The 14,121-nt window shown below is 42.9% G+C and carries 13 protein-coding genes; 5 read left to right on the top strand and 8 right to left on the bottom strand.

The features are described from left to right. Window positions 1–8 precede the first annotated feature (8 nt). Genes G563_RS0111915 through G563_RS0111935 form a run of 5 tightly spaced genes read right to left on the bottom strand, consistent with a single transcriptional unit; the run spans window position 9 to window position 5,873 of the window. On the bottom strand, window positions 9–590 hold the full coding sequence (locus G563_RS0111915) for a DUF4276 family protein (RefSeq protein WP_028665510.1): 582 nt from the start codon (window positions 588–590) through the stop codon (window positions 9–11). Further along, entirely contained in the window at window positions 587–1,786 is a 1,200-nt protein-coding gene (locus G563_RS0111920; RefSeq protein WP_229598494.1) for an AAA family ATPase, read from the bottom strand. The genes G563_RS0111915 and G563_RS0111920 overlap by 4 nt, the downstream gene beginning before the upstream one ends. Before the next feature lie 21 nt (window positions 1,787–1,807). Beyond that, complete coding sequence (locus G563_RS0111925; protein ID WP_028665512.1) at window positions 1,808–2,383, bottom strand: D-sedoheptulose-7-phosphate isomerase; 576 nt, start codon at window positions 2,381–2,383, stop codon at window positions 1,808–1,810. Window positions 2,384–2,441: 58 nt separating this feature from the next. Next, window positions 2,442–4,004, bottom strand: a complete 1,563-nt coding sequence (locus G563_RS0111930; RefSeq protein ID WP_229598495.1) for a maltokinase N-terminal cap-like domain-containing protein — start codon at window positions 4,002–4,004, stop codon at window positions 2,442–2,444. A 6-nt stretch (window positions 4,005–4,010) separates the two neighbouring features. Continuing rightward, window positions 4,011–5,873 (bottom strand): CocE/NonD family hydrolase, encoded by a 1,863-nt coding sequence (locus G563_RS0111935; RefSeq protein WP_028665514.1) that lies wholly within the window; start codon window positions 5,871–5,873, stop codon window positions 4,011–4,013. A 48-nt stretch (window positions 5,874–5,921) separates the two neighbouring features. On the opposite strand from G563_RS0111935, the gene G563_RS0111940 reads away from it, so the two are divergent. Next, on the top strand, window positions 5,922–6,851 hold the full coding sequence (locus G563_RS0111940) for a sugar phosphate isomerase/epimerase family protein (RefSeq protein ID WP_229598496.1): 930 nt from the start codon (window positions 5,922–5,924) through the stop codon (window positions 6,849–6,851). A 193-nt stretch (window positions 6,852–7,044) separates the two neighbouring features. Continuing rightward, window positions 7,045–8,859 (top strand): translational GTPase TypA, encoded by a 1,815-nt coding sequence (gene typA, locus G563_RS0111945; RefSeq protein WP_028665516.1) that lies wholly within the window; start codon window positions 7,045–7,047, stop codon window positions 8,857–8,859. 167 nt (window positions 8,860–9,026) lie between these two features. Here the strand turns inward: typA and G563_RS0111950 are convergent, their stop codons facing one another. Next, window positions 9,027–9,239 (bottom strand): hypothetical protein, encoded by a 213-nt coding sequence (locus G563_RS0111950; RefSeq protein ID WP_028665517.1) that lies wholly within the window; start codon window positions 9,237–9,239, stop codon window positions 9,027–9,029. A gap of 38 nt (window positions 9,240–9,277) precedes the next feature. Further along, window positions 9,278–9,538 carry a hypothetical protein gene (locus tag G563_RS38025; RefSeq protein WP_157585279.1) on the bottom strand — a complete coding sequence of 87 codons (261 nt, stop codon included), beginning with the start codon at window positions 9,536–9,538 and terminating at the stop codon, window positions 9,278–9,280. Window positions 9,539–9,679: 141 nt separating this feature from the next. Between G563_RS38025 and G563_RS0111955 the strand changes: the two genes are divergently transcribed. From G563_RS0111955 to G563_RS0111965, 3 genes are all read left to right on the top strand, one after another. Continuing rightward, complete coding sequence (locus tag G563_RS0111955) at window positions 9,680–10,213, top strand: DinB family protein (protein WP_028665518.1); 534 nt, start codon at window positions 9,680–9,682, stop codon at window positions 10,211–10,213. 166 nt (window positions 10,214–10,379) lie between these two features. Beyond that, a complete protein-coding gene (gene ybiA / locus G563_RS0111960) occupies window positions 10,380–10,946 on the top strand; it encodes a riboflavin biosynthesis intermediates N-glycosidase (protein ID WP_028665519.1) in 567 nt (188 codons plus the stop codon). A gap of 127 nt (window positions 10,947–11,073) precedes the next feature. Then, window positions 11,074–11,538, top strand: a complete 465-nt coding sequence (locus G563_RS0111965) for a YchJ family protein (RefSeq protein ID WP_028665520.1) — start codon at window positions 11,074–11,076, stop codon at window positions 11,536–11,538. Between the two features lie 70 nt (window positions 11,539–11,608). Here the strand turns inward: G563_RS0111965 and katG are convergent, their stop codons facing one another. After that, complete coding sequence (gene katG, locus G563_RS0111970; protein WP_028665521.1) at window positions 11,609–13,849, bottom strand: catalase/peroxidase HPI; 2,241 nt, start codon at window positions 13,847–13,849, stop codon at window positions 11,609–11,611. Window positions 13,850–14,121 lie beyond the last annotated feature (272 nt).

Consider the following 14,121-nt stretch of genomic DNA (forward strand, 5'->3'; position numbering starts at 1 on the left):
ATTTAAAATTACAAGATACTTAATAGTTCTTTTATGGCATTTAGGGTGTGATTGAAACTTGATGACTGATTTTGTTCTAAATCAAGAAACGGCGAAATTCGTTCGGCTGTTTCTAATTTAGGTAAATTACTTTTGCCTTTGTATTCTGGAATTATTTTTAAAAGATAATGATTTGGATTAATAATCGCATCCACATTTTTAAAATCTGCTTTTGACTGATATTGTTCAGGTTTAAATCTCGAGAAAGCTAATTGGATTGCTTTGAGGTCGCCTAAAAACCACGCTTCAAGTTCTTTACAAACTATTCTGATACGATATTCACATTGGCAAGTATTTTTAATAAGACTTTCAAGTTTTTGTTTTAGCTCAATACAATCTGAACTATCCTGATCTCTAGTAATAAGTATTTTAGAATAAGGAATTTTACTGATATGCGGCAAAGTTGTCTTTAAAGCTCTTTCTAAATCTTGTTTTCCTTGATGGGGATAAATTCGGTATGTAACGTTTTGATTGGATAAAACTGAGGGCAATATAGTATCAAATAGAATCTTTGCAGAAGGTTCTTCTGTAAAAATGTGTAATACTGTCATAGATTTGCTCCTTTAATGTAATGATTTCGCCAAAGCCATCCCAATTGATTGTCTTCGGCTAATGCCGCCACTACAGAGTCGTCAGCGGCGGCATTGATATGCGTAATTCCTTTTTCTTTAACAAGAAAAAACAATTCATCGATATGGAGGCCATTGACAAAGTCGGGAGAGTGAGTCGACACAAATACTTGCCCTCCTTTTTCGGCATATTCTCTTATTTCTTCACAGAGTTGAAGCAACAAATCGGGATGTAGAAAATTTTCAGGTTCTTCAATACAAAGCAATGGATGTGGCTCTGGATCATGAAGTAAAATCATATATGCAAACATTTTGATAGTACCATCAGAAACATACCTGGCCACGAATGGGTCTTTAAAGTTTTCGTCTTGAAAACGCAAAATAATCCGCCCGTCTTCGGTTTCTCTAGCTTCTACTTTGTTGATGCCGGGTATCCTACGTGGCAGTTTTTCTAAGATACTAGCAAACACATCGCGATGATAATCGTAGATATATTTGGTGACCTGTGCCAAATTATCCCCCGAGACTGACAAATGATTTGAAATTCCAGTGTCGGAAATTTTTCGACCATTTTCAATCATAAAATTAGAAATGTACCATTTTTCAAGAAGCTCTCGAAAAGTGCTTATGGCTTTGAATTGCTCAAACTGCCCTAATCCTTTGATTGCCAAAATATCAGGACTTGTTACTTTTTGTTCAATTCGCTTTTCTTGTACCCCTAAAATTCCATATTCGGATTCATTCGTAATGGCATATCCAATACCCCTTTTGAAATCTAGGAAGTGCCAAGGTTTCCCCTTTTGCCCTCTCCGGTATTTCAATGTTTCACGGTTGATATACACCCTCCCTTTTTCAAAGCCTATTTCTAGGGAGTAGGTGATAAGAGGGGTATGTTCATTGTCAGGGTGTTGATTCCTGAATTTGATTTCGAATTTTATTAAATCTGTGTGAATATTACAATTTCTAGATATAACTTCCTGAAAACCACCTCTTTTGTTCAGCGCAATAGTCGCATTGCTTTGTAGTGTATCGCTTAAAAACCCAAAAATGTCAAAAAAAGTAGATTTCCCAGAACCGTTTGCGCCAAGAAACACCGCCATTTTAGGGATATTTTTTATTGACGTATTTCGGAAGGTTCTAAAGTTCTCAACCGCTATCTGCTCTATTCTCATTGACATTTTTGGCGAAGGTTTTACCCTTTATTTCGGAAATACATTGGCCTCCACAATCTCACACATGACGTGCCCGAGCAAGATATGGCATTCTTGGATACGGGGGGTATCTTTGGAAGGAATATTAATCAAAAACTTACTTACGTCTTTCATTTTTCCGCCTGTTTCGCCCGTCATCGCGACCGTAATCATTCCTAGCTCGTTGGCTACTTCCAAGGCTTTGACTACGTTGGTAGAATTGCCCGAAGTCGAGATTCCTACCAATACATCGCCTTCGCGTCCCATGGCTTGTACAAGGCGCGAATAAATCACATCATAGCTATAGTCGTTGCCTACAGCCGTCACATAAGAAGAATTGACATGAAGGGCCTCCGAAAACAAAGGCGGACGGTCGTAATAGAATCTCCCACTAAACTCAGCAGCGAGGTGCTGGGCATCGGCGGCACTTCCACCATTACCACAAAAAAGGACTTTTTTACCGTTTTGGAAGGCAGTAGTCATGGCTTCTGCTACTTGTGCAACGGTACCGAGGAGGGTTTCATCGGCCAAAACTCGGGTTTTGGTATCAATAGAGGCTTGAACGATAGCTTGGATGTTGGTCATTAAAATACGTTGTTTAATCAGGGGGCAAAAATAGCAAAATTGCGAACTCTCCGAAAGATTAAAACTTGCGAGCCGCGCCTAATCGGCTAATTCTTACCGAAGATTCTTTTAATTTTTCGATTTCTCGAATCACTTCTACGATACCGCGCATCGGGATTTTGACCCACGACGGTCGGTAGCTGATTTCGTATCCAAGTTCGTAAACGGCTTTTTCGAGCAAGAAAAAGAGCAACAAAAAGTTGATTTCAATTTGACTTTTAAAAAGCGGATGAGGCCAGCCAAAAGTTTCTAAATAAGATTCGATGTAGGTATCGCGCATGAGCTTATACCAACGGTCGGATACAATTTGAAGCTTTTCGGACGAGATGCCCTGCGTTTCTCTACTTTCAAAGAGTTTGGCACTTACGGCATAATGATAACTCCTAATCATCCCCGCGACGTCTTTGAGGGGGCTGTGTTTGATTTTGCGGTCTGCAATGCTTGCTTCGGGTTCACCCTCAAAATCAATCAAAATAAAATCACCGTCTTGGGTCAAGACTTGCCCTAAATGATAATCACCATGAATGCGGATGCGCAGCGACTCAAGCGGACGGGTGAGCATTTCATGGGCAAATTCGTCAATCAACTCACGCGCTTCCATGAATATCCACGCAAGTTGTTGCGTAGATTCGTCGAGTTTTTGGTAGTTTTCAATCAATAATGCATAACGGCGATCAAGCAAATCGATAAGGCGATTGACCAAAAAATGCCGATAAAATTCATCAAAAGGCTCAGGTGCAAAATCCGCTGAAGCTTCGGGCGCAAAAAGCCCTTTGTGCATTTCGCCCGTACGCTTTCCTAGCAAAACGACTTCATCAAACACCTCTTCTTTGATTCCAAAAAGCCCCTGAGGCACGCCATACATAAAGTCATTGAGGAAATCGCCCGTCAAAGCCCAGTTGTCTTTGTTGGTATTGATGGCTTGTTGCATCATGCCCAAGGTGATGTCGGGTAGGCCGTGGCGTTTCCAAGTGACACTACCTGCGTAGGCCGGAATGTGTTTGAAATCTGAATGTTGGGTCAGAAAACTCACCATTTCTACTTCGGGGTTGGTTTGGTCAAATAGTTTTCTGTATAACTTCATAAAGTATTTGCCGTCAAAAAGCATCGCAGAATTGCTCGAATCTACGGGCAGTACTCTGCTCTCTACCTCATGAGAGTCTGCATCTGATAGCCCTTTCCCGCGCTCAAAAAACAAGCTATTGGCTTCCTCTGACGAAGGAAGGGTGTGGTTACGATAGATATTGCTAAAAATATGGTGCCGAAATTGTGCATCATAAATGGCATCAATAAATTGGGTCTCCTCCGATTTTTCGAGAACACCTTTTTCTGGTATCTCAATCGCCACACTTACTTGACTCAATGGCAGTTGATAAAACTCCGAAGGGCCGTCATGATAGGTGGTTTCAACAATCAGAATGAGCGCATTGCCCAAAGGCAACTGTTGACGGATATGAAAACCATCCTGAGCGCGTGCTTTGCCCGCAAACCATCGGCAAGTGTTAAAATAAGCAGGAAAAACGGTATTTTCTAAATGACTGATTTGGGATACGTTGAGGAAATTCATCATGGTTAATGACATAATTATTTATGGTTTAATCGCCGAGACGTGCAAGTGAGAATCGTTTTTGGGGGCATGGTAGATTCGGATAGTTGATTTCTGAAAATCTTTTTCATCGGCCTCGCTGATATTCATGAATTTTTGGGGATTTCTATCTACCAACGGAAACCAAGAACTCTGAATCTGTACCATGATTTTGTGTCCTTTCTTAAAAGTATGTAACACATCTGGCATACGCACTTTTACGTCAGTGATTTGATTCGGGACAAAAGCTTCGGGCTTTTCAAAACTATTTCTAAATTTTCCTCTTAGTACTTCTGCTCTTACAAGTTGCTGATAACCAGCCAAGGTGATGTTTTTAGGGTTGGGACTTGGGGCGGGAGTGTCGTCGGGAAGTACGTCAATCAATTTTACGATAAAATCCGCATCAGTACCCGTAGTGGATGCAAAAAAATGAGCCGTCAGCGGGCCTGCCAATGTCACGTCTGCGGCGAGTGGTTCGGTCTCATAGGTAAGCACATCGGGACGACGAGCGGCAAAGCGCTGGTCTTCTATCATATATTGATTGTTGCGACGCGCAAAAACTCCGTCGGTATAAGGAACAGGTCTGCGTGGGTCGCTGATGTATTCATCAAATCCCTCCGCATTGGCAACTTCCTCCCAAGTAAGTTTGCCATTGGCCTGAAAATGTAATTCTTTGGCTTCGCGGTTTTTGGGCGGCCACGTCTCAAAAGTCTTCCATTCGTTGGTACCTGTATCAAAAACCGTGGCTTCAGCGGCGTTCCATTGTCCCTTGTCTTTTAGATAAAAATTAAAAAACTTCAATTCCAATTCTTCCTGAAAGTACTTAGCGGTGTTGGAACCAAAGTTGAGGTTGCCAAAACTAGACCAATCTGGCCGCGACCAAGCACCGTGTGTCCACGGCCCCATAACGAGTTGATTTTTGTTGGAAGGAGTTTGCTTTTCAATGGCTTCATATGTCCGTAAAGCACCAAACAAATCCTCGGCGTCAAACCAGCCTCCTACTACCAACGTAGCGGGTTTGACGTTTTTGAGAGCTGTACGAATATTGCGGGATTTCCAATACTCGTCATAGGTTTCGTGTTGGAGGTATTCGTTCCAAATCCGCCCTTTATTGTTGAAATACGCGGCACTATTGGCATTCTTGAGCGGGCCAAGTTTCAAGAAAAAATCATAAGCATCTTTAATTTTGGCACTAAACAGAGGACTATAATTGGCAACGGGTTGACTAGGTTGGGTGTCGAAATAGCTCAAAAAACTAAAGTTATCCATGAGAAAAAAAGCACCATTGTGACGGGCATCATCCCCCACAAACTCATCCGTAACGGGCGCTTGCGGCGATACCGCCTTGATAGCAGGGTGAGCATCGGGCAAAGAAGCAGAAGCATAAAAACCCGGATAAGAAATCCCCGTAATCCCTACGCGCCCGTTGTGTTGAGGGATGTTTTTGAGCAGCCACTCGATAGTATCATAGGTATCAGTGCTTTCATCGGTGTCTTTGGGTGTTTTTTTGGAAAACTGATGAGGCGTCATTTCCTCAAACTTTCCTTCGCTCATGTAGCGTCCTCTCACATCTTGGGTCACAAAAATATACTTCTCTTCCGAAAGCAATTGACTTGGGCCGGGGCCATTTGTGGTGTAGTTAGTTTCGCCATAAGGCCCTGCCGAATAAGGTGTACGCTCCATCAAAATGGGGTATTTTTGACTATTATCTTTGGGAATGTAAATGACGGTGTACAACTTCACGCCATCACGCATCGTGATTTGTCGATCCCATTTGGTATAATTATCCTTTACAAAATTAGAAGATTGGCCACGGCTGTTTGCCAACAAAATAAAAAAGAAGAAAGCGGATAAAAGGGTTTTCATAGAGTATTTTTGAATACAATTGATGTTTTGACAAAAGTAGGATAAAACATGAGTTACACACCAATTCCCCCTCAAAAAATGGACACACAATCGCCTCGTAGAAATTTCATCAAATCGTTGGCAATAGGTGCATTAGGTTCGCTTGGGAGTGAAGCGGTCAAAGCTCATACTGTGGCTACGCCGACACGTCTTAAGACAAGCCTCAATGCGTATTCTTTCAATGCGCCTCTCATGAATGGCAGCATGAATCTTGATGACCTCATTGATTTTTGTGCCCAAGTTGGCTTCGATGCGGTAGACATTACGGGGTATTATTTTAGAGGTTATCCCCAAGTACCGAGCAACGACTACGTATATCATGTCAAAAGAAGGGCGTTTCGGCAAGGATTAGAAATAAGCGGCGCGGGCGTGAGAAATGACTTTACCCTTGCTGACAAAGAAAAAAGACAAAAAGAAGTACAACTCGTGAAAGCGTGGGTAGAAGTAGCCGCCAAACTAGGTGCCCCTGTATTGAGGATTTTTTCGGGAGTCCAAAAAAACGAAGGTGTACCCCGCGAGCAAGTACACGAGTGGATGCTGGAATGTATTGACGCTTGTGTAGCTTATGGCAAACAAAACGGCGTCATCATCGGCCTACAAAACCATGCCGATTTTATCCAAACGGCAGCGCACGTAGTGTCTGTTTTTGAGGCGATTGAGTCCGAATGGTTTGGGCTGATTTTGGATACAGGTAGCTACCGTATCGGAGACCCTTACCAACAAATCCAACAAACCATACAATACGCAGTAAACTGGCAATTGAAAGAAAAAATCTTTATAGAGGGACAGGAAGTGGATACCGACCTAGAACGAATCATCAAAATGATAAAGCAATCGGATTATCAAGGGTATGTCCCCATCGAAACCCTCGGCCCCGGTGACCCTAAGACAAAAGTAGAAGCAATGTTGAAGAAAGTAAAAAGCTATTTACAAAATTGAACTATTCCGATAAAAAACTACCCTTTTCTTCTATTATATATACTTAATATTGTACTCATCTGTGTTTTTGATAAAATAGTTGTAACTTTGCGGGTCTTTTTGAAGACAAGTTAATTGTTGAAAATTAATCGTTTAGCTAACCTAAAGCGAATCTTTCACAATTGACAATAACACAGTTAACAAAACAACTCAAATGCAAAGCATCCGCAACATTGCCATCATTGCGCACGTTGACCACGGTAAAACTACCCTTGTGGATAAGTTTATCCACTTTTCAAAACTGTTCCGTGAAAACCAACAGTTTGACGACCTCATTTTGGACAACAACGACCTCGAACGCGAACGGGGTATTACTATTGTCTCTAAAAACGTATCAGTACGCTACAAAGACGTAAAAATCAACATTATAGATACGCCAGGCCACGCCGACTTTGGGGGTGAGGTAGAGCGTGTACTCAAGATGGCCGATGGCGTTGTGCTTTTAGTAGATGCTTTCGAAGGACCTATGCCTCAAACTCGCTTCGTATTGGGCAAGGCTTTACAATTAGGACTTAAAGTGGTATTGGTCGTAAATAAAGTAGATAAACCCAACTGCCGCCCCGACGAAGTACACGAATCGGTTTTCGATTTGATGTTTAACTTGGAGGCCAATGAAGATCAGCTTGACTTCCCAACCGTTTTTGGGTCTTCAAAACAAGGTTGGATGGGGCCTGATTGGCAAAAACCTACCGATGATATTTCTTATCTTTTGGATGTCATTGTGGAGCATATCCCGGCGGCGCCTATCAATGAAGGTGAGCCTCAAATGCAAATTACATCTTTAGATTATAGCTCTTTTGTGGGGCGTATCGCTATTGGTCGCGTGCATCGTGGTACTTTGAAAGAAGGTGCTCAACTTGGCCTTTGCAAATCAGACGGAAGTGTAAAACGCGCTCGTATCAAAGAATTACAGACTTTTGAAGGGCTAGGCCGTCAGAAAGTAAGCGAAGTGTCTTCGGGTGATATTTGTGCCGTGACAGGTTTGGAAGATTTTGAAATCGGAGATACCATCACGCTTTACGAAAACCCAGAGCCGCTTCCTCGTATCTCAGTAGATGAGCCTACGATGAACATGCTGTTTACCATCAACAATTCACCTTTCTTTGGTAAAGAAGGTAAGTTTGTGACTTCGCGTCACTTGCGCGACCGCTTGTTTAAAGAAATGGAGAAAAACCTTGCCTTGCGGGTAGAGCCTACTGATACCGAAGATAAATTTTTGGTGTTTGGACGCGGAATTCTTCACTTGTCGGTATTGATTGAAACCATGCGTCGTGAAGGTTACGAATTGCAAGTAGGGCAGCCACAGGTGATTTTCAAACAAGATGAGCGTGGGCAGCGTCTAGAGCCTATTGAGATGCTGGTGGTAGATGTACCCGAAGAATCGGCGGGTAAAGTAATCGAACTCGTAACTCAGCGCAAAGGAGATTTGCTCGTGATGGAGCCACGTGGCGATTTGCAACACTTAGAATTCGATATTCCGTCGCGCGGGTTGATTGGGCTTCGTTCTAATGTATTGACAGCTACGCAGGGAGAAGCGGTAATTTCTCACCGTTTCAAATCTTATGAGCCACACAAAGGCGCGATTCCGGGCCGTATCAATGGTTCTATTATATCTAAAGGAACTGGCCCTGCTACTCCTTATGCCCTCGACCGTTTGCAAGAGCGTGGTAAGTTTTTTGTCGATCCAAGCGAAGAACTTTACATGGGTATGGTAGTAGGTGAACATAGCCGTCCCGGCGATATTGTGGTAAACCTGCAAGAAACCAAAAAATTGACCAACATGCGTGCGTCTGGCTCTGACGACAACGTTCGGATTGCACCCAAAATCAATTTCTCATTGGAAGAATCAATGGAATATATCCAAAAAGACGAATACCTAGAGGTAACTCCTCTTACGCTTCGCATTCGTAAGATTTATCTTGACGAAAATGAGCGTAAGCGTTATTCAAAAGATTTGGAAATGGCTTAGGCTTTTTTACTTTATAAAAAATCCCCCTTTTGATCATCAAAAGGGGGATTTTTTGTATAAATACAGCCTAATTCAAGCGGTCTTTCTGCAAAATTTTTAGGAGGCTTATTTCAGTTTAATCCCCTGAAAACCCACAATAAAGCTAACAGATAATAGCTGTGAGACTCCTAATGTTTGGGGCAATCACAAGCATTGCGTTTACGAAATAGTCCCCACATAAATCCTTTGCGCTGACGATTACGTTTACGTTTTCGAAGCAAAGATTTCTCAGAAGCGGCCTCTACGGTCGCTTTTTGATTTGTATTGACTTTCGCCTCTACCTCAGGGGCTTCTACTTGCAAAAGAGCAATGGTCAGAATGAGCCAAACGCTACGTTTCATGATATTTTATGTCTAATTCAAAAAGTTAAGATGCTTTTTTACCAACGTCTACGTCCCGAACGATAGTCGCGATGACGATGTCTACTTTCATATCGGGGGCGATAATTATAACGTGGAGGAGCTACATACACCCTCGGACGGACTACCATAGGAGGCGGTACCACACGTACATAGGGCCTTGGAGCATAATAGCGCGACCCGTAATAATCAGGACGGCCACGATAACCTCCGTAAAAACAACTACTCAAAAAAGTAGTTAATGCAATGAAGGTAGCTAAAAGGGTGATTCGTGATTTCATAGCATGTCAGAGTTTGGTATGTAAATATATAACGTTTTTTTATTAGTTTTCGGTTTAAAGACATCCAAAAAAGTATTTACCCTTATCGAGTCAACTAAAAAATTTGTTTTGTATTCATTATTCACTTAAACTTTTCATCTCATGAAACAACTAAGTATCGTATTGGGCTTGGTTACTTTGCTGATTTTGGCAAACGCTACTCACAAGCCCGTAGCCAATGTGGCGCAAGCCGTGAAAGATTGGGAACGTGCCAAGGAGTACACCAAAGAGTATTTGGATGCGATGCCCGAAGATGGCTACAAACTCAAACCTACGCCAGAGATTCGCTCTTTTGCGGAGCAAATGATGCACCTTGCGGATGCAAATTTTGGATTTACGGCTGCGACTACTGGCAAAGCAAGCCCTATGGAGCGAGGAGCTGCCGAAAAAGCGGCTGCTACAAGCTCTAAAGAACAAGTAATCAAAACCGTAATGGATAGCTATGACTTTGCGATCAATGGCTTGAAAGGAATGAGCGATGCCCAATTGGGAGAAACTATCAAGCTTTTTGGGCGGGATATGACCCGCGAAGTGGCCTTTGCCAAGTGTTTTGAACACCAAACCCACCACCGTGGTCAAACCACAATTTACCTTCGCTTGAAAGGTATCAAACCCCCAAATGAAAAACTTTTTTAGTAAAAACAGGATTTGATAGCTCGCTTTTGTAAGGGCTTATATCAAAACTTTTTTACCCTCGGCTTCAGAATCAGCCGAGGGTATTTTCTGTATTAAAGCAGCTTCTCTCAACGGATTTAACCCATTAGAACTTCTAAAGCAGAAATCAAAAGAATTCAAATGAAGTATGGAAGAAAAATTAATTGATTATAATATTGAAGAGTTAATTTCTCAGTTTGAGAAAGGACAGCGGTTAAAATATTTGTTTTTCTGGGGACACCAACCAAGTAAGAACGGAGACATTACCCAATCGTGTTTGAGCCAATGGTGGTTTTCTACTTTCGTCGTAAATAGTGTGAAATATAATACAGCCGAGCACTGGATGATGGCTCAAAAGGCTCTACTCTTTGATGACATTGAGGTATATCACAAGATTATAAATACTCAATCTCCAGCGGAAGCTAAAGCGTTAGGGCGTAAAGTGAGTCATTTTGATGAAAAAATATGGCTTAGGGAGAGGGAACGCATTGTGGTAGAAGGGTCGTGGCACAAATTTTCCCAAAATGAAGATTTAAAAGCTTTTTTGTTGAATACCAAAGACAGAATTTTGGTAGAAGCAAGCCCAGTTGACAAAATCTGGGGCATAGGGCTAGCAGCAAATGACGAAAAAGTGGAAAATCCTAAACTCTGGAAGGGACTCAACCTGCTAGGATTTGCTTTGATGAAAGTGAGAGATAGATTGAGAAAAGACTGAAACTGAGTTAAGAAAAATATTAGTAGAGACGCTGTGTGGAACGTCGCCTCTGCCGGAATTTTTATTAACAAAAAGTAATCAAGATATTTGGGCATTTTCTTCTTCTTTTAAAATATTCTTATCGCGTATGTCATCAGTTTGTCATTGTGGGTCGGGGCAGGAATTCGAAGATTGCTGTGGGAGTATTATCAATGGAAAACGCAAAGCTGAAACAGCTTTAGAACTCATGAAGTCGCGCTACTCGGCCTATTGTACAGTGGCGGGAGCCTATCTGATGGCTACTACGCATCCTGCTACACGATTTCAGTATCACCAAGAATCAATAGAAGCTTGGGCGAGAGAATCAGAATGGAAGGGACTGAAAATCATCTCAACTCACAAAGGGACAGCCCTAGATGAGCAAGGAGAAGTAAGTTTTCAGGCTTTTTATAACGATGAGCAGAAAAAAAGCCGCGTGCATTATGAACACTCGTTTTTTGTGAAGCAACAAAATGAGTGGTTTTATCATTCGGGAAAAATAATTCCGATTAATCGCAACGATAGTTGCCCTTGCGGAAGCGGTAAAAAATACAAAAAATGCTGTGGGACTTAGGCTAAAAAAGTAAAAGCGGTGGTTTTTGTCAAACCACCGCTTTTTATTAGTAAGCCTTGATAGTGAGCAATTAAGCCAAATCAAAACGATCAAGATTCATAACCTTGGTCCAAGCCGCTACGAAATCCTTTAAGAACTTTTCTTGCGAATCGCCACAGCCATATACCTCAGCAAGGGCGCGAAGCTCCGAGTTTGAGCCAAAGATAAGATCCACGCGTGTCCCTGTCCATTTGAGTTCGCCAGTGGCACGGTTGCGACCTTCAAACACATCTTGATGCGGAGAGGTTGATTTCCATGTTGTACTCAAATCTAGGAGATTGACGAAGAAATCGTTGGTAAGTGCTTCTGGACGAGTCGTAAACACCCCGTGTTGTGATTGGTTGAAGTTGGTGTTGAGTACACGCAATCCACCCACAAGCACAGTCATTTCGGGAGGAGTGAGGGTGAGCAATTGTGCTTTATCTACTAGCATCTCCTCGGCACTGGTAGTGTAGTGTTTCTTTTGGTAATTGCGGAAACCGTCGGCGATTGGCTCAAGTACGGCAAAAGATTCTACGTCGGTTTGCTCTTGTGAGGCATCAGTACGGCCAGGGGTAAACGGCACACTTACTTCTACACCCGCATTTCTGGCAGCCTGCTCAATACCAGCGCCTCCCGCCAAAACGATGAGGTCGGCGAGGGATACTTTTTTGCCACCTGTTTGGATAGCATTAAATTCTTCTTGGATGCTTTCAAGTATCCCGAGTACTTTAGAAAGTTGAGATGGGTTGTTGACCTCCCAATACTTCTGCGGAGACAGACGAATACGGGCACCATTGGCACCACCGCGCTTGTCGGAGCCACGGAAGGTAGAAGCGGAAGCCCAAGCAGTAGATACCAACTCAGACACCGAAAGACCCGACGCAAGGATGTTGGCTTTTAAGGCTGCTACATCATTGTCATCGATGAGTTCATGATCTACGGCTGGCACGGGGTCTTGCCAGATAAGCTCTTCGCTAGGTACTTCTGGTCCGAGATAACGAGCGATAGGACCCATGTCGCGGTGGGTAAGTTTGAACCATGCCCGCGCAAAAGCATCGGCAAATTCATCAGGGTTTTCGAAGAAACGTCTTGAGATTTTTTCATAAGCGGGATCCATTCTCAAGGCCAAGTCTGTCGTAAACATGATGGGGTGGTGGCGCTTCTCAGGATTGTGGGCATCGGGTACGGTATTGGCTCCCATGCCATGTTTGGGTTTCCACTGATGCGCACCCGCAGGGCTTTTGGTCAATTCCCACTCATAGCCAAATAGATTCCAGAAATAATTGTTGCTCCATTTGGTAGGTGTGGTAGTCCAAGCACCTTCCAGACCACTCGTGATAGTATCGCCAGCGTTGCCGGTACCAAAAGTGTTTTTCCAGCCAAGGCTTTGTTCTTCGATGCTTGCACCAGCCGGCTCAGGGCCTACATATTTGCTAGGGTCGGCGGCGCCGTGCGCTTTACCAAAAGTGTGTCCACCCGCAATGAGCGCTACTGTTTCTTCGTCGTTCATGGCCATACGTCCAAACGTATCGCGGATGTCGCGAGCAGCAGCAATAGGGTCAGGGTTGCCATTAGGGCCTTCTGGGTTTACGTAAATAAGCCCCATCTGAACCGCTGCTAGGGGATTTTCGAGGTTGCGGTCGCCAGAATATCTTTTATCGTCGAGCCATTTGCCTTCTGAACCCCAATAGATGTCTTCTTCAGGTTCCCAAATATCTTCGCGACCACCGCCAAATCCAAAAGTTTTGAAACCCATAGATTCAAGAGCGCAGTTGCCTGCCAAAATCATCAAATCGGCCCATGAGATTTTCTTGCCATATTTTTGTTTGATAGGCCAAAGCAAAAGACGTGCTTTGTCGAGGTTACCGTTGTCGGGCCAGCTGTTGAGGGGTGCAAAACGTTGGCTTCCCGAACCACCACCACCACGGCCATCAGCAATACGGTAAGTACCTGCGCTGTGCCACGCCATACGAATAAAGAAAGGGCCGTAGTGACCATAATCGGCAGGCCACCAGTCTTGTGAAGTAGTCATCAACTCCACAATTTCTTTTTTTACGGTAGCTAAGTCAAGCGATTTGAACTCTTCTGCATAGTTGAAGTCACTGCCCATTGGATTGGACAATGAGGAATGCTGACGAAGGATATTCAATCTCAATTGATTGGGCCACCAATCTCGGTTGCGTGTGCCGCCACCAGCACCTTTACTTAAAGAAGCACCCGAAAATGGGCATTTGCCACCTTCACTGTTGACATCATAAACGGAGGGGTTTGAGGGGGTATGTTGTTCCATTTTAAAATTTGGTTAATTATTTAAAAAACTCTGTTTTTGTTGATTTGATGAAAGAAGAGTAGGGTGAAAATGTGTATTTTACATCAAATTTTGCCAACTTGTATCTGGATTTTTCCGTGATTGGTTTTCAAAATTACAATAAGCTTTTTGATAAATCAAATTGATTGTTTTTATAACCATATAGTTTTTGTCTATAACTATGTTTGTTTTTGAAGTCATAAACACAATTGTAAGGTTATATGATTGCGAGTCAATTACTTACAAAGATAATG

It is taken from the genome of Runella zeae DSM 19591, from assembly GCF_000423565.1.
Lineage (GTDB): Bacteria > Bacteroidota > Bacteroidia > Cytophagales > Spirosomataceae > Runella > Runella zeae.